At 42.9% G+C, this 16,024-nt stretch carries 17 protein-coding genes, 1 pseudogene and 1 riboswitch; of the genes and pseudogenes, 2 read left to right on the forward strand and 16 right to left on the reverse strand.

Going from position 1 to position 16,024, the window contains the following annotated elements:
- Positions 1-18 precede the first annotated feature (18 nt).
- Positions 19-341: pseudogene (locus AC0L13_RS13275) on the reverse strand (NifU family protein).
- On the opposite strand from AC0L13_RS13275, the gene AC0L13_RS13280 reads away from it, so the two are divergent.
- Positions 340-666 (forward strand): YuzD family protein, encoded by a 327-nt coding sequence (locus AC0L13_RS13280; protein ID WP_473640313.1) that lies wholly within the window; start codon positions 340-342, stop codon positions 664-666. The pseudogene AC0L13_RS13275 and the gene AC0L13_RS13280 overlap by 2 nt on opposite strands.
- A 78-nt stretch (positions 667-744) precedes the next feature.
- Here AC0L13_RS13280 and AC0L13_RS13285 read toward each other — a convergent pair whose 3' ends face one another.
- Entirely contained in the window at positions 745-1,809 is a 1,065-nt protein-coding gene (locus AC0L13_RS13285; RefSeq protein ID WP_473640315.1) for an NAD(P)/FAD-dependent oxidoreductase, read from the reverse strand.
- A 139-nt stretch (positions 1,810-1,948) separates the two neighbouring features.
- On the opposite strand from AC0L13_RS13285, the gene AC0L13_RS13290 reads away from it, so the two are divergent.
- Positions 1,949-2,185, forward strand: coding sequence for a YuzB family protein (locus AC0L13_RS13290; protein WP_473640317.1), 237 nt, complete (start codon positions 1,949-1,951; stop codon positions 2,183-2,185).
- A gap of 90 nt (positions 2,186-2,275) precedes the next feature.
- On the opposite strand, the gene AC0L13_RS13295 is transcribed toward AC0L13_RS13290, so the two are convergent.
- The 14 genes from AC0L13_RS13295 to AC0L13_RS13360 all read right to left on the reverse strand — a co-directional run bounded on the left by AC0L13_RS13295 (position 2,276) and on the right by AC0L13_RS13360 (position 15,890).
- A complete protein-coding gene (locus AC0L13_RS13295) occupies positions 2,276-3,034 on the reverse strand; it encodes a TIGR01457 family HAD-type hydrolase (protein WP_473640319.1) in 759 nt (252 codons plus the stop codon).
- Positions 3,035-3,036: 2 nt separating this feature from the next.
- The gene (locus AC0L13_RS13300; protein WP_473640322.1) at positions 3,037-3,486 is read right to left on the reverse strand and encodes a DUF86 domain-containing protein; all 450 of its coding nucleotides are present in this window, start codon (positions 3,484-3,486) and stop codon (positions 3,037-3,039) included.
- A gap of 106 nt (positions 3,487-3,592) precedes the next feature.
- Complete coding sequence (locus AC0L13_RS13305) at positions 3,593-3,895, reverse strand: YutD family protein (RefSeq protein WP_473640323.1); 303 nt, start codon at positions 3,893-3,895, stop codon at positions 3,593-3,595.
- 16 nt (positions 3,896-3,911) lie between these two features.
- On the reverse strand, positions 3,912-4,838 hold the full coding sequence (gene lipA, locus AC0L13_RS13310; RefSeq protein WP_473647008.1) for a lipoyl synthase: 927 nt from the start codon (positions 4,836-4,838) through the stop codon (positions 3,912-3,914).
- Between the two features lie 209 nt (positions 4,839-5,047).
- The gene (locus AC0L13_RS13315) at positions 5,048-5,758 is read right to left on the reverse strand and encodes an ABC transporter ATP-binding protein (RefSeq protein ID WP_473647010.1); all 711 of its coding nucleotides are present in this window, start codon (positions 5,756-5,758) and stop codon (positions 5,048-5,050) included.
- Positions 5,751-6,545, reverse strand: coding sequence for an ABC transporter ATP-binding protein (locus AC0L13_RS13320; protein WP_473640325.1), 795 nt, complete (start codon positions 6,543-6,545; stop codon positions 5,751-5,753). The genes AC0L13_RS13315 and AC0L13_RS13320 overlap by 8 nt, the downstream gene beginning before the upstream one ends.
- Positions 6,535-7,485, reverse strand: coding sequence for a branched-chain amino acid ABC transporter permease (locus tag AC0L13_RS13325; protein WP_473640328.1), 951 nt, complete (start codon positions 7,483-7,485; stop codon positions 6,535-6,537). The genes AC0L13_RS13320 and AC0L13_RS13325 overlap by 11 nt, the downstream gene beginning before the upstream one ends.
- Positions 7,486-7,496: 11 nt before the next feature.
- Complete coding sequence (locus AC0L13_RS13330) at positions 7,497-8,372, reverse strand: branched-chain amino acid ABC transporter permease (protein ID WP_473640330.1); 876 nt, start codon at positions 8,370-8,372, stop codon at positions 7,497-7,499.
- 76 nt (positions 8,373-8,448) lie between these two features.
- Positions 8,449-9,657, reverse strand: coding sequence for an ABC transporter substrate-binding protein (locus tag AC0L13_RS13335; protein WP_473640332.1), 1,209 nt, complete (start codon positions 9,655-9,657; stop codon positions 8,449-8,451).
- Positions 9,658-9,979: 322 nt separating this feature from the next.
- The gene (locus tag AC0L13_RS13340) at positions 9,980-11,557 is read right to left on the reverse strand and encodes a Na+/H+ antiporter NhaC family protein (RefSeq protein ID WP_473640334.1); all 1,578 of its coding nucleotides are present in this window, start codon (positions 11,555-11,557) and stop codon (positions 9,980-9,982) included.
- Positions 11,558-11,697: 140 nt separating this feature from the next.
- Positions 11,698-11,873, reverse strand: a riboswitch (Lysine riboswitch).
- Positions 11,874-11,926: 53 nt separating this feature from the next.
- On the reverse strand, positions 11,927-12,742 hold the full coding sequence (gene yunB, locus AC0L13_RS13345; RefSeq protein ID WP_473640336.1) for a sporulation protein YunB: 816 nt from the start codon (positions 12,740-12,742) through the stop codon (positions 11,927-11,929).
- Between the two features lie 41 nt (positions 12,743-12,783).
- Positions 12,784-14,199, reverse strand: a complete 1,416-nt coding sequence (locus tag AC0L13_RS13350) for a bifunctional metallophosphatase/5'-nucleotidase (RefSeq protein WP_473640339.1) — start codon at positions 14,197-14,199, stop codon at positions 12,784-12,786.
- Positions 14,200-14,202: 3 nt separating this feature from the next.
- A complete protein-coding gene (locus AC0L13_RS13355) occupies positions 14,203-15,027 on the reverse strand; it encodes a sulfite exporter TauE/SafE family protein (protein WP_473640341.1) in 825 nt (274 codons plus the stop codon).
- Between the two features lie 2 nt (positions 15,028-15,029).
- Positions 15,030-15,890: a DUF72 domain-containing protein gene (locus AC0L13_RS13360; RefSeq protein ID WP_473640343.1), complete on the reverse strand. Its 861-nt coding sequence runs from the start codon at positions 15,888-15,890 to the stop codon at positions 15,030-15,032.
- Between the last annotated feature and the right edge of the window lie 134 nt (positions 15,891-16,024).

Below are 16,024 nucleotides of genomic sequence, written 5' to 3' on the forward strand. Positions count from 1 at the left end.
GGGCAGTCCCTTTTTCAATTAGAATACTTGTTCAACTTCCACGACTCCAGGCACTTCTTCAAGCAAAGCTCTCTCGATACCCGCTTTCAAAGTGATTGTCGAACTTGGGCATGTACCACATGCACCTAGGAGACGAAGCTTTACAACTCCCTCTTCGATATCGACAAGCTCACAGTCTCCTCCATCACGCAGGAGGAAAGGGCGTAATTTATTTAAAACTTCTTGTACAGGTTCCATCATAGCTGTATCTGTCATTGTATTATTTCTCTCCTTTCATTATACTTATTATAAACTGGATTGCAGAAAAAATCCAATAGAGAATCGAAAGGGGTCATATTCATGGAGAAGCACAAAGTGAAAATCGAAATTTATGGGGCCGATATTATATGCGCAAGCTGTGTGAATGCTCCTTCTTCAAAAGATACATATGAGTGGCTGCAAGCAGCAATTGGCAGGAAGTATCCAGGGCAGCCTTTTGATATTGAATATATCGATATCGAATCGGACATCGAAGATCCGAAAAAGAAAGGCATTGCTGAGCAAGTGAGGAATGACGAATATTTTTATCCGCTTGTCATGATCGAGGATGAAGTCATTGGCGAAGGCTATATCCAGTTGAAACCGGTATTCAATGAATTGGAAAAGCATGGATTCATCCCTGCATAATGTCATGATTGATAATGAAACTAGTTAACTGAGAACGAAAAAACCTTTTCCGCTAATTTTGGAAAAGGTTTTTTACTATTATCCATTATGCCATTTATACATCCACAGTACACCCGACTTCAGTAGTCTTGCTATCCGTCCTGTCACAGTACGGTCTGCTAGATAAGCGAAGCCTTGTTTCTTTCCTAAAGAGCCCATGAAGCCTTTGAGCTTGATTTCGGGCATCTCATCTGGCAGAGGTTCGTTATTCCATACAAGGCGGAGCACGCGAACAATCTGTTCTGCCTGTTCCTCCGCAAGCTGTGCGCTCGGCGCGTGAGGAAGGTCTGCGATGTCACCAACAACGTATGCATCTTCATAACCCGGAATTTGATGGTATTGGTTCAGCACAATGCGTCCCCTGTTCGTTTCCGCATCCATTTCACGAGCGATGGCTACTGGCTGGATCCCTGCAGTCCATACGACGGCATCAACATGGATTTCGTCTTCGTGATTAAACAAAACATTCTCTTCAACTCTCGTAATGTTCGAGTTGGAGACGACTTCAACATCATGCTTGTCGAACCAATCTTTGACATAATTACTTAGTCTTTCAGGGAAATCTTTCAGGATACGTGGTCCCCGATCGAATAATTTAATTTTCAAGTCTGGCCGGCTTTCACGCAATTCACTTGCTAGTTCGATGCCGCTCAGTCCCGCACCGACAATACCGACTGTCGCACCACCACCAAGGCCTTGAAGCAGCTTGTACGTGGCACGCGACTGGCCAATTGTCTGGATGCTGCTCGTATATTCAGCCGCTCCTGGTACGTCGTGGTAATTATCTTCGCAGCCGAGTCCGATCACAAGCTCGTCATACGTAATTTCGTCGCCGTTTTTAAGAGCAATCGCCTTATCTTTCAATTTAATTTCTGCGATTTCCCCTTCAACGACCTTTAGCTTTTCATGTGCAGGTAGCGCGACTCGGATATCCGAATCCGGTGCCGTTCCAGCTGCGAGTGCATAGAATTCTGTTTTAAGACTATGGAATGGTGTCCTGTCAATCAATGTGATTTCCAGATCGGCGGGCAATTCTTTGTTGAGTAGACGAAGCAAAATACGCATATTCCCGTAGCCTGCACCTAATAGCACTAGTTTTCTCATAGCTTTCTCCTTTGCCAATCGATTTTCCGATATATTCCCATCGCAATTATAACAGTTTGTGAGAAGTTTCACAATAAGACATCCTATTTGACGGCAGGTGAAAATAAGAGTAGCATGCCAAGTAGGTGAGGTGATCGTCGTGAATCCGATCGTAGAATTCTGTATGAGCAATCTTGCAAACGGTTCACAGAAAACATTGGAAGCGTTGGAAAAGGATCCGAATATAGATGTATTAGAATATGGTTGTCTCAGTTATTGCACAAAATGTGCTGAAGGATTATATGCCCTCGTCAACGGTGAAGTCGTCGAAGCTGACACACCGGAAGAACTGACGGAACAGATCTATCAGTACATAGAAGAGAATCCTTTATTCTAAATCCAAAAGTGAAGTGCGCCAGGAGCTAGACGAAAGAACCGTAATTCTTTATTACGGTTCTTTTTGTCGTTCAGCTCCATGCGCTTTTGATTATTTCCAATCCGAAAGGCTTTTGTATAGATATGTCGGAAGCTCCAACTGCTTCTTTACCGTCTCCAAGCTTGTCACGCCGCCTTCTACATGGATCGTATCGATTCCAAAGCGGATCCCTGCTTGGATGTCAGTTTCATAATTGTCTCCAATCATGATCATCTCGTCTTTTCTATACCCTTTTTGTTGAATGAAATGCAGCATATGCGATTCAGGTTTTCCGACATAGATGGCGTTACGGTCCGTTGTCGATTCCAAAAGCTTCACAAATGACCCATTTCCCGGGACGAGACCTCTTTCTGTCGGGAATGCCCGATCTCCATTCGTCGCTATAAAATGCGCCCCTGCGCGAATCGCTAAACTGGCGGCAGCGAGCTTTTCATATGTAATGCCGCGATCGATTCCGATAACGACGACGTCAGGGTTACTTGCAGTTAGCTGGAACCCTTCAGAAAGAAGAGCTAGTTCAAGCCCTTCTTCCCCGATCATCATAATAGAAGCACCTTCGAAATGTTCTTTGCAATATTTCGCGGATGCAATTGCAGATGTCATAATTTGATCTGGCCCTGTCCTAATCCCCATTTGAAGTAACTTTGACTGAAATTGTCTTGCCGTGAGAGAAGAATTATTCGTTACATAATAAGGTTCGATGCCATTCCGCTGAAGTCCTTCGATCAAAATAGCGGCTTCCGGAATCACTTCATTGCCTCGATAGACAGTCCCATCCAAGTCAAAACAAACCGCTTTATAATGATCCATCATTACTGCTCCATCGGACTGAAGGCGGATACAGGACCAAGTTCGTTTTCCAAGTAATGTCTTACCTTAATTGGGAAAGCTTTAATTTCTTCTTTTGCTTCGTTCAAAACCGATTCGATCTCGTCATTATCGACATCGACAAATTCCCGGACAATCATTTTTCGGAGTCCGATCACTTTTTTCAACGGATTCGCCATTTCAGCTGTAATCACTTTTTCATCTTCCATTATGTCGATAATATCGTCGTAGCTTCCCGGATCACGCATAATGAAGCCGTCAATCATTGAATTTCCGACATCGATGATTGATTCGACAATCGTGTGTGCAATTCTTTCAAGTGCCAAAGCTTGAACTTTACTTTCATTCCATTTTTGATGCCCTTCAAATAAAGCGAGAAGGCTTTCCATATACGCGAGTGTTTCATTGATTTTTTGACGATCGATAAAGTACAAAATTGTTCCCTCCCGGTAGTCTAAACTCCACTTCATCATATCATATTGAACACACGAATGAACCGCCTTGCACACAGTTCTCTGTGTACGAGGCGGTTCATCCATCTTATTCTTGTTCGACAGGCTGCACTTTTACTCTTCCTACTTTTCGAAGGACAAAGTAGGCACAACCGAAATTGCAGTATTCATATAGATAATCCTGCAATGTACTAATTTTCGATTCGTATGTCGCCTTGGAATTACGATCCTCGTAAAAACCTTTCAGTCGAAGCTGACCGTAACCCCAATCGCCTAAAATATAGTCATATTTAGAAAGCACGTCGCTGAATCTCGCGACCAATGCCTCTTCATTGAAACCATTCCGGTAATCCGTAATGATTTCATATTCATAATTATTCATTATTACCAAACTTATCACCGCCATTTTAGCTATGTACTGTTGACTCTAATAGTTCGTCCCCAATACGCTGTTTTTCTTTTGCCGCGGCATTGACCTGTTCGTCCGCATGATAGCTTGAACGTACCAACGGACCTGCTTCACAATGTGAAAAGCCTTTTGACATTGCAATTTTACGAAGCTCTGCAAATTCCTGAGGCGTATAATATTTTTGAACTTTCAAATGTTTTTTCGTTGGTTGCAAATATTGGCCGATTGTCATAATGTCCACTTTATGAGCACGCAAATCATCCATCGTTTCAATGATTTCTTCCACTGTCTCACCAAGTCCAAGCATCAACGAGGACTTCGTAGGGATTTCCGGATGCATTTCTTTTGCACGGAGCAGAAGTTCCAATGAACGGTCGTATGTCGCACGTGCCCGGACCCGAGGTGTCAATCTGCGAACCGTTTCAATATTGTGATTTAAAATATCCGGCTTCGCGTCCATCAAACGTTCGAGATTATCATAATCTCCTCCCATGTCAGATGGCAACACTTCGACGGTCGTAAATGGGTTTTTGCGTCGGATGGCACGGATTGTTTCAGCAAATACCGCCGATCCTCCGTCTTTTAAGTCGTCTCTCGCAACAGCTGTAACTACAACGTGTTTCAAGTTCATGAGGGATACGGAATCCGCGACGCGCTCCGGCTCAGCTAAGTCAAGCTCATTCGGCAATCCGGTTTTCACGGCACAGAAACGGCAAGCGCGAGTACAAACAGCGCCAAGAATCATGAATGTAGCCGTGCGGCGTTCGCCCCAGCATTCGTGGATATTTGGACAACGAGCTTCTTCACAGACAGTATGTAAGTTTTTTTCGCGCATTAATTTTTTTAAGTCTGTATAGTTTTCGTTCGTGTTCAACTTAATTTTAAGCCAATCGGGCTTTCGAACATGTTCTGTCTTTTTCCCTATCTCTGGTCTGCATGACACGATAACCGACTCCAATCTATTTGCTTGTTTTGCTTATATCACCTTCAGTCAATGTAACATATATTCTGACATCCAACAACTATTGATAGCAGAGAAAAGACGTAGTAAAAAAGAAAAGAAAGCGCCGTATTATGGCCACTTTCCTTATCGTTTGATTCATTCCAAACAGATCACGCTAATTTAAATTTATTTTATACATGACCACCAAGATAGGCCATTTTAATATCCTCGCTTGCTTGAAGCTCTTTTGACGTGCCGGATAAAGTCACGCGACCCGTTTCAATGACATATGCTCGGCTCGCAACTGAGAGTGCCATATTCGCGTTTTGCTCAACTAATAGAATAGTCGTACCTTCTTTGTTAATATCATCGATTACCTGGAAGATTGTTTGAACCATAAGTGGTGCAAGCCCCATGGATGGCTCGTCAAGCAGTAACAGTTTCGGTTTAGCCATTATCGCTCTACCCATTGCCAACATCTGCTGTTCACCACCAGAAAGCGTCCCGGATAACTGTTTTCTTCGCTCAAGTAATCTTGGAAATGTTTCATAGATTTTCGACAAGTCATCCGCGATTCCTTTCTTATCCTTCCTTGTGAAAGCTCCCAACTCTAGATTTTCTTCTACAGTCATGTTAGCAAACACTCGGCGCCCTTCAGGTACATGGGATATCCCTGCTTTTACAATCGATTGAGCAGGCTTTCCAACAATAGAAGAATTCAAATAATGGATCGTTCCTGACTTTGGTTTTAATAGTCCTGACAATGTTTTTAGTAGGGTCGACTTCCCTGCGCCATTCGCGCCAATTAGCGTAACGATTTCACCCTCGTTTACTTCTAAACTCAACCCTTTTAGAGCATGAATATTTCCGTAATATACATCGATGTCTTTCACACTAAGCATGGACATGGACAGCTGGGACCTCCTCTCCTAAATAAGCTTCGATGACTTTCGGATGATTGCGAATTTCTTCTGGTGTTCCATCGGCTATTAAGACCCCATGGTCCAGTACATATATCCGTTCACAAATCCCCATGACTAAGTTCATGTCATGCTCGATCAGTAAAATTGTCAAATCAAATTTTTCTCTGACAAATGCGATAAGCGACATAAGCTCCTTTGTTTCTTGAGGGTTCATGCCTGCAGCTGGTTCGTCGAGCAATAGTAGTTTAGGGCCCGCTGCTAACGCCCGTGCAATTTCTAATCTTCGTTGTTTTCCATAGGGTAAATTTTTTGCTAGAGAATGTAAATCTTCATGTAAATTAAATATCTTTAAAAACTCAATCGATTTTTCTTCCATCTCTTTTTCCCCAGCAAAATGAGAAGGCAAACGCAGTATTGAACTGACCATCGAATGCTTGGCTAACGAATGATACGCTACTTTCACATTATCTAAAACAGATAGTTCATTAAACAAACGGATGTTTTGAAATGTACGGCTAATTCCCCTTTGCGTTACCTGAAAGGGTGCAAGCTTATGAAGCCTTTTGCCATTGAAAGTGATCTCACCAAATGTTGGTGTATACACACCTGTTAATAGGTTGAAGCTCGTCGTTTTACCAGCCCCATTCGGTCCTATTAAACCAACTAATTCCCCTTGGTGGATTTCCATATTAAATCCTGATACAGCTTTTAATCCCCCAAAATTGATGCCTACATTTTGTACGGAGAGCAACGGCTTATTTGACATGCTGTGCCACTCCTTTCCGCACCTTTTTAAATGGCAGCAGATCTGTTATTTCACGTGTGCCCATTAATCCTTGAGGACGATACAGCATAACTAATATCAAGACAAGACTATAAATAATCATACGAGTTTCAGGAAACCCTTGTAAGTAAGTAGAAACGATTGTTAGCAAAATAGCTGCAATGACTGAACCAGACAAACTGCCAAGTCCACCTAGCACAACAAATATCAAAATATCGAAGGACTTTAAAAATCCAAAGTTTACAGGTTGAATAATATAGAAGTTGTGTGCATATAATGCGCCTGCAACTCCGGCGAAAAAAGCACCGATTGCAAACGCGGCAACTTTATAAAAAGTCGTATTAATGCCCATCGCATCAGAAGCTACTTCATTTTCACGAATTGAAATACATGCACGACCATGCCTAGAGTTCGTAAAGTTAGAAATGACTAAAATGGTAATGACTAAACATACAAACGCATACGTCCACGTCGTGTAATGTGAGACTTGCATTCCTGCTGCCCCGCCCACGTAGTCAATATTCAAAAAGATGATTCGGATAATTTCTGCAAATCCAAGCGTTGCGATGGCCAGGTAATCCCCTCTTAAACGCAAGGTTGGAATTCCGACGACAAGGCCTGCTAATGTCGCGATAATTCCTGCAGCGATGATCCCGACGATGAACGGAAGTCCCAATTTCATCGTAAGAATGGCAGAAATATATGCACCTACTGCCAAAAATCCCGCATGTCCAATAGAGAACTGACCGGTAATTCCTATGACTAAATGTAGGCTGACCGCCAAAATGATATTTATGGCCATTAAAATGAGGGTATTGGAATAGTAGGAGCCAAATACTCCAGTCGTGATAAGTAATTGGACGACACTATAGATAACTACCGCTAACAAAATAAAAAGCCAAAATCGTTTTGCTTTCTTCATTTTTCTCTCACCTACACTTTCTCACGCGTATTCTTACCGAAGATCCCATTCGGTCTGAAGATTAATATTAGGATTAAGATGACAAAAGCAGCCGCGTCTCTCCATAGCGATAAACCAGAGGCATTTACAACTGTTTCAACAACTCCTAAGACTAGGCCGCCAACCATAGCACCCGGAATAATGCCAATCCCCCCGAGAACCGCCGCTACGAACGCTTTAATCCCTGGAATAATCCCCATTAACGGATCGATTTTCGTATAGTACAAACCAAAAATTACGCCAGCAGCACCTGCCAAAGCTGACCCTATACCGAAAGTTGCGGAAATCGTATTATCAACATTAATGCCCATTAATTTAGCCGTCTCATTGTCATGGGAAACCGCACGCATCGCCTTCCCGATTTTCGTCTTATGGACAATGAATTGAAGGATCACCATTAGAATGATGGAAACAGAAAGGATCAGGATCGATTTAACGCTGATGCTCGCCCCTAAAATTTCAATAGTTCCATTTACTATTACATCAGGAAATGCCTTAGGCTGCGGACCCCAGACAAAAATAAAGCCATTCTCAATTAAGAGAGATACACCGATAGCTGTTATTAACGCCGCAATCCTTGTGGCATTTCTTAGTCTTTTATAAGCAATCCGTTCAATGAGCATCCCGAACAGTGCGCAAAAAACCATCGCTAATACTAGCGCTGTAAAGAAGTCGAGGCCTAATCCCGCAATGGAATAGAATCCAATAAATGAACCGACCATGAATACATCGCCATGTGCGAAATTAATAAGTTTTATAATTCCATATACCATTGTGTAGCCTAGTGCAATTAATGCATAAATGCTTCCGAGTGAAATACCATTCACCAGCTGTTGAATCCATTCCATGAATTTTTCACTCCTATCTCATTAAGTTCATTTTTATGAGAATTAGAAATGGGAGGAAACTCCTCCCATTTCATCATTATTCGGGATCTACTTTTGAGTTGAACTTCATTTGTCCATCTACATATTCCAAAATCGTTGCAGACTTGATCGGGTTATGGTTTTCATCGATTGTCAGTGCTCCTGTGACAAGCGGGAAGTCTTTTGTTTGCTCCAATGCTTCCTTGATCTTCACTGAATCGACCGCACCAGCACGCTCAATCGCATCTTTTAATAAGTACACTGTGTCATATCCTAATGCACTAAATCCATCTGGCGCTTCATTGTGTTTTTCCGTAAATGCCTTAACAAAGTTTTGAATCAACTCATCCGGATCTTCAGCAGAATACGCGGCTGTAACAAATGTATTATTTAACGCACCCGCTCCTGCTAGTTCAACTAATGTCGGAGAATCCCAACCATCTCCACCCATTAGTGGTGCATCGATTCCTAATTCACGAGCTTGCTTAACGATTAACCCTACTTCTTCATAGTATCCAGGGATATAGACAAATTCAGGGTCTGCTGTTTTAATGCGCGTTAAAGTTGAACGGAAATCCGTATCTTTTGCGATATAAGATTCTTGAGCAACAATTTTACCGCCACCAGCTTCAAACGTTTCAATAAACGCAGCTCCTAAACCTTTAGCGTAGTCACTTGCGTTATCTCCGTAAACAGCCGCGGTCTTAACTCCTAATTCATTCAAAGCAAAGTTTGCAGCGACTGTTCCTTGGAACGGGTCAATGAAAGTTGTCCGGAATGCATAATCATTGAGCTCTCCTTTATCGTTAACCGTTACGACCAAGCTAGTGCCAGAAGGAGTGATTAACACCGTTTTACTATTATTCGCTATTTCTACTTGCGCGATTGTATTACCACTTGTTGCAGAGCCGATAATCGCTACGACCTTATCTTGGTCAGTTAACTTAATAGCACCATTTGTCGCTTCTTGGCCATCCGACTTATTGTCAACTGGAATTAGTTGAATTTGCTTCCCATCTACTCCTCCAGCAGCATTGATTTCATCAACAGCAAGGTCTACTCCTTGTTTAATCCCTGTACCATATGATGCAACGCCCCCTGTCAATTCAAGGTTGAGACCGATTTTAATCGTATCTCCACTTCCACCGCCGCTTGATCCACTTCCACTACTGCTTGATCCACTTCCACCACTTCCTGCTCCACAACCTGCCAGTAGCCCTGCGAATAGAGCAGTTGCGGCGAATACTTTGGCTAATTTTTTCTTCATGAACAATGTTCCCCCTTTGTCTTTAGTATTTCTAATACTTTCAACCTATGCTCCCAAGTTCCAGTTATCAGAAAATACCGTTATTATGTGAACAAGTCCATTGTAAAACAAACTGAACTATTAGTCTATACTAATTTATCATTCTCTTTAAACACTTCTGAGTATTATGAGTAGGTAATTTGGCGTGTGAAAGTGACCGGCTCGTGGCAACGGATGTCCGATAGCGGATAATTATGATTGGAGAGACCGGTTTATTCTTTATCAAATAAAAAAACTGTCACTTCCTCCGTAACTAAACGGTAGATGTGACAGTTTATTTCTATTAGAATGAAGTTGCCTTCACTTCTGATTTATTCCTTTTTGAAATCCAAGTCGTGAGTAAACTAGCGATTAAAATGATAACCGCGGCAAGACCGATCCAAACCGATCCAGTAAGTCCGAGGACAAAGTAGCCGATTGTAGCAATGCCCGCTGAAATCAGGGCATAAGGGAGCTGCGTCGATACGTGGTCCATGAGATTGGATCCCGCACCTGTTGAAGAAAGAATCGTCGTATCAGAAATCGGTGAACAGTGATCCCCGAATACAGCTCCTGCCAATACGGCGGACAACGCAGGAAGAAGCAATTCAGGTTCTGCGTTAATCATAATCGTACCGGCAATCGGAAGAAGGATACCGAAAGAACCCCATGAAGTCCCAGTTGAAAACGCCATTAAACCAGCAAGTACAAACATGATAACCGGCAAGAAATGGACGGGTACATTTGACTGTTCTACGACGCCCGACAAGAAAGGACCTGTTTCCAATACGTCGATCAAATCTGTTAATCCCCATGCGAAAATCAAGATGAGAATCGCAGGCATCATCGCTTTAGCACCGCTAATGAACGCTTTGCCAATAAGGCTATAGGAAGCAGTCTCGTTTTTACCCATTTGGGAAATGTATAGGATTGCCGCCAATATTGTTCCGGCAAGACCACCTACTACCAATGACAAAGGTACATCAGTGTTTTCGAAAATAGTCCAAATGCTCGACGAGCCGCCGATACGGTAGCCTGTCCAAATCATCATTCCTAATGTAATGACGACAAGTGTAATGATAGGAGCAATCAAATCAACGACACGTCCATAGGAGTGAATCGGAAAATCTTCTTTTAATTGTCCCGGAATCTCTTTTTTCGGATCAAAGAGCTCCCCTTTTTCTTGGGCACGCATCTCATGTTTTTTCATATCAAAATAATCAATATTTGTCCAAGCAAAGAAAAATACCATTGCTAATGTAGCAATAACGTAAAAATTCATCGGTGCCATCATCAGGAACGCGGAAAGCGGAGAGTAATTGATTGCGGCAGATGTACTAAAAATAAGTGCCAATTGGCCGATGAGAAATGCTCCCCAGCTCGAAATCGGTGAAATTACACAAATCGGAGCCGATGTAGAATCGATAAAGTACGCCAATTTCGCTCGTGAAATGCGGTGCTGGTCTGTAATTGGTCTTGCAATTTGTCCAACTGCTAACGCATTGAAATAATCATCTACGAAAATGAGGATACCAAGCAGAACAGTCAACACCTTCGCGCCACGTCTCGTCTTAATACGTTTGATTGCCCATTCTGCAAAAGCCCTGCTCCCACCGGATAGACTGACAAATGCTGTCAAGATTCCTAGCAATAAAATAAAAGTCATAATGTAAATATTATAGATATTTACTTCTCCTTCATCCCAGAAAGAGACAATCATCGCAGTCCATAGATTTTGTAACGTATCGACTGGGGAAAAACTAGCGACTAATAATGCAGCTGTCACAATTCCCGCTCCAAGGGATAAGAGTACCCTTTTCGTCGTCAATACCATAACAATTGCCACGATTGGCGGCAAAATTGAAACCCAAGTGCCTATCATAAAAAACATTCCTCCAATTTTTCGGAACGGTAGGATTTAGAAAGAAAAAACCGACACCCTTTACACTAGAATGTGTAATAGGTGTCGGCTTATTCTACGGTTCGTTTGTAAGATAATATCTGAGATGTTTTATCTAACGTACGATCTGTAGCTCATCATGCATTATGCACATGACAGTGCCATTCCTGTTCGAAATGACCCCAGCATGGATGGTCGGCGTTCCATTCCAAGCTTCGGCAAAACTTCCTTTCATGGGCGGTCTACGATGCCAATCTCGCGTCCACTACTAATAAGTCTTGCAGCCTCTACCTAATCGGTGTTCCTCTTTAGGCTACTAGCATAACAGGTACTCAATGTTATTTCAAGCGTTTATTCCCCACTGCCTACGATTGGGTATGGAACTTCTATTTGAGGAGGATTGTCGCCGCCCCGATTATAAATTTGAGGAATCGGGCTTTGAATCAATCCGATCGCTACAGGGATTTTCTGCTCCACGACACTTCTCCGCGTTGCCAACGGAACGATGATTTGGACATTCACCGTCACCAAAATATTCACTTCCACCATTGCGTTATTTATGCCAAACTCTGTAATACCCGTCTCGACAGTCGTCTGCGCTTCCCCGATGACATGGAATCGAATTGGAATTTTAGGCCCGAAATTTCCGATCATCGGGATACCTGTTGCTTGCCCCAATGGTACGAAGAAGACGACACCACCGTCAGCCTCCATCGCATCGGGATCATATTCGATGTTTTCACTTAGAGGCAGCATTTCTAAATTTCCGCTCTCGGCCATTTTGAGATAAGCCTCCACAAGGCTATGTATCTCCGCCCTCGATTTATTGATGATTTCAGCATTCAATGTATTGGTAACCATTCCAGGTGAATCATTCGGTACATTTTCGATGATTTCATTCACATCATAAATGTCCGTAGATCGTGATTTAATCGCCTGTGTGATAACATGCGCCGCAATCCTCTCCGTTTCAACTTCCGCATATTGCAGATAAATCGGAGTGAGTTTTGAGTTGACAAAGTATAGAAATAGGGCGATTGTTACGAGGAATGCCGGAAAGATGAGCGGCAACAAACGGCGCTTTCGACGAGGCTTGCCATTTGGACTGGAACGGCGATATCTGTTCCTTTTTCTATAATTTCGAGACGGTTGCCCATAAAATCTCAAAACGACCCCTCCTGCCTAATATTATGCAGGAACGGGGTCGTTCATTCTTGTTTAAAGTTGCCTTTCCTTGTCTCAGATCCGTTTTGGCTATCCCTTTTCATCCCGTACCAAATGAAGACATCCCGAATCAATTCAGGCATATGATATTCTTTAACTGCGTCTTTTAGTACCGGGAAAAAGAATCCGAATGTAAACATATCAAGCGTTGCAAGTGTATAGGATTGCCCGGTTACCACTTTTCGATTGCCGGCATACAGTTCTCCATCACTTTTCCTGAATAACCTTTCAAAGATAATTTTGCCCATGTACGTACCGCGGAATCCGAGCCCTTTAATTTCTGTCTCCGGCCATGATTCATTGCCTGCCAGTTTGTAAACTTCCAGCAGCTCCGCCCCGTCCAATTTGATCGTACAGGGATTGATCGGATGTGGCAACAAGGAGTGGACCATCCTTTTTGTCACCCAGCCTTTTTCGAGGCTGCCGAGGAAAATACCTGCATTGAACATAGCACAATCCGCACCCGTATAATCGATTAATGCCCTTCCAAAAAATGAGGACATCGGGCTATCTACAAAAAGCTGTTGTTTTAACGGGCTTGCATTGAAGAACACTTTTTCATCCAGTGCTTTATTCCCCGCTTGGATAAGTTCATTCACTTCTTGTATATCTTCTTCACGGCTTTCCAACTCATTCACATGGATAACTTCCGCTTTTTTCCCGACAACCTTCTTTGTATCCATATCTAATTGGATGGCAATATGTCCAACGTATTCGCCGAACTTACCTGTAGCGGCTAGCAATGTGTTATTCACCAATTCTCCTTCAGGGAATAAATGATGGGTATGCGCACCTAAAATGACGTCGATGAAATCGCATTCTTCCGCGAGAAATCTATCTTCATGTACACCTAAATGCGAAAGGCAAATAATGATATCTGTTTCATGCCGGATTTGTTCGGCATTTTTTTTCAGTAATCGTCTCGGCTCTTCGATATGCCACCCTAATTTCTCATAAAACGCCGTATACATCGCTGTTGCGCCAATGACTCCAATGTTTACGCCTTGTTCCGTTTCATATATTTTATAAGGCATCAGCCATTTCGGGAATGAGCCATCCATCTCCGATAAATTGCATAGTACGACGTCGAAATCCGCTCCCTCATAAAGGCTGTTTAAAGCTTTTTTGGACATCGTAATTCCTTCATTGTTGCCGATTGTTACCGCATCATATCCAGCACTGTTCAGCAATGCGACATTTCCTTTTCCAAACGTCCCTTCCGTAAATGGGTGGGACCGGTCGACATGGTCTCCAATGTCGAAAATGAAGCATGCCTCGCCTCCCATTTTATGCTGTTGCCTTTTGGAAAGAAGATATCTGCTGATCTTTGGCCAGCTGTCAAAGTGGCTATGAATATCATTCGTATGATAAAAATGGATTGTTTCTACTTGGCGTTTCATGACTCAACCCCAAATCCCCTCGATGATTGATCTTACCCCGAATAATAACAGCATGAGCCGCAGCACGAGAACCAATGTATCGGAATTCATCTTCTTGTTGAGCTTCGTCCCGATCATACCGCCGATATAAGCACCCGGAATAACAGGAAGCGCATAAAGCCAAGGCACATGCCCTAAAGAAATATGGGTGGCAGAGTTCACGATTGCCGATAGGAAGACGATGAACATCGATGTACCGACAGCTACATGCGGCGGGAACAAAAACAATAGGATGAGCGCAGGTACAATCATCGTGCCTCCTCCGATGCCGAACAGTCCGGAAGCGAATCCGATGATGAATGTCAAAATAAGCGCAAACCAGATCGGGTACCCATACACATGAGTTTCTCCATTCGTATCGATAAACGTCCTCGGCTTGCCGTGCTCGACAAACCATTGGATCGGTTTCAAATATTTACGCGCCAGTAAAAGGATAGATAGAACGATAAGCAAAATGCCGAAGTATAAATTAAATGATGGCAGATCGATCCCTTTATTTACAAACGCCCCAATCATTAAGCCTGGTATGGAACCTGCAAAAAAGATCCAACCAGTCCGGAAGTCTACCGTCTTTCCTTTCATATGCGAAATAGTGGAAGAAAGACCATTGAAAATCATCATGATGACTGATATCCCGACTACACTTTGCGGTGTTATGCCCGGAATCCAACCGAGGTCGATTCCGACTAATAATGTCAGCGGCACGAGTATCGTACCGCCACCTAGGCCAACAATTGACCCCATAATGCCGGATATTGCACCAATAATCGCCAACAATAAATATGCCATGCTCATTCCTCCTCAAAAAAGTCAAGCTGCTTAGGTGCAAGTGTTTGGAAGTCAATACCCATCATTTTTTGAAAACGTTTAGCGTTCTCAGCTGCATGGCCACCAGAATTATTATTGAAGATGACAAATACATCTTTCGATTCGTTCTTTAATTTATTGACAACTTGACGAATTTCCGCCAATTCACCGTCTGAGTAATTATAGAGATAGCGAACTTTTCTCCACGCTTCATTATCTCCTGTCGTATTGCGCCAGCCATTTACATTCCTGCCATGCAGACGGACGAATACTTTATCGTTGCGAGTTGTTTCGGCAACGAGCGGAACACTGCCGTCACCAGATTGTGGTTCATCACAAACGGTGTGGATGAAATCCAAATCTTTCAGGAATGTAAGTGTTCCTTCCCGCATGGATGAATCGTACCATGATTGATGGCGAAACTCGATTGCTACATCGTACCCTTCCAGTTGACTTCGAATGTATCTAATTTGGTCTACATTTTCGCGTTTGCAATCAAACCAAGGAGGAAATTGTACTAGAATCATAGCAAGCTTGCCAGCAGCCCTCATCGGATCAACGGAAAGCTTGAACTGCTGAAACATTTCTTCGGGAGTATCATACGGTAACTTTCCTCGCTGATGTCCCGTCATTCCTTGATATGCTTTTACGATGAATTGAAAGTCATCGGGCGTTTCGTTAATCCACTTTCGAATATTACGCTCTGGTTGAATGGCATAAAAAGATGCGTCTAGCTCAACGATTGGAAAATGGGAGCTGTAATCAATCAATTTTTCATTTTTCTTGGAGGTCGGCGAGTAAACATCCGGATGGTCGCCCCAACCCGTCAATCCAATTTGAATCATAGTAACCCTCTTTTCCGTTCGTAGATGAATATTTCCCATCATATCATATGTCTACGGGGGGATTCTGCCATTTTGCATCTTGGACTTGCGGATGGGGGTGGGATGCATCGTTTCGGACAAACAAAAGAGGCAGC

Source organism: Sporosarcina sp. QA0331 (assembly GCF_055808055.1).

Bases quoted from the DNA above. Each gene is read 5' to 3' on its own strand.
- AC0L13_RS13280 (WP_473640313.1), top strand. From the start codon at position 340: ATGGAGAAGCACAAAGTGAAAATCGAAATTTATGGGGCCGATATTATA.
- AC0L13_RS13285 (WP_473640315.1), bottom strand. From the start codon at position 1,809: ATGAGAAAACTAGTGCTATTAGGTGCAGGCTACGGGAATATGCGTATT.
- AC0L13_RS13295 (WP_473640319.1), bottom strand. From the start codon at position 3,034: ATGGATCATTATAAAGCGGTTTGTTTTGACTTGGATGGGACTGTCTAT.
- AC0L13_RS13315 (WP_473647010.1), bottom strand. From the start codon at position 5,758: ATGCTTAGTGTGAAAGACATCGATGTATATTACGGAAATATTCATGCT.
- AC0L13_RS13320 (WP_473640325.1), bottom strand. From the start codon at position 6,545: ATGTCAAATAAGCCGTTGCTCTCCGTACAAAATGTAGGCATCAATTTT.
- AC0L13_RS13325 (WP_473640328.1), bottom strand. From the start codon at position 7,485: ATGAAGAAAGCAAAACGATTTTGGCTTTTTATTTTGTTAGCGGTAGTT.
- AC0L13_RS13330 (WP_473640330.1), bottom strand. From the start codon at position 8,372: ATGGAATGGATTCAACAGCTGGTGAATGGTATTTCACTCGGAAGCATT.
- AC0L13_RS13335 (WP_473640332.1), bottom strand. From the start codon at position 9,657: ATGAAGAAAAAATTAGCCAAAGTATTCGCCGCAACTGCTCTATTCGCA.
- AC0L13_RS13340 (WP_473640334.1), bottom strand. From the start codon at position 11,557: ATGATAGGCACTTGGGTTTCAATTTTGCCGCCAATCGTGGCAATTGTT.
- AC0L13_RS13350 (WP_473640339.1), bottom strand. From the start codon at position 14,199: ATGAAACGCCAAGTAGAAACAATCCATTTTTATCATACGAATGATATT.
- AC0L13_RS13355 (WP_473640341.1), bottom strand. From the start codon at position 15,027: ATGGCATATTTATTGTTGGCGATTATTGGTGCAATATCCGGCATTATG.
- AC0L13_RS13360 (WP_473640343.1), bottom strand. From the start codon at position 15,890: ATGATTCAAATTGGATTGACGGGTTGGGGCGACCATCCGGATGTTTAC.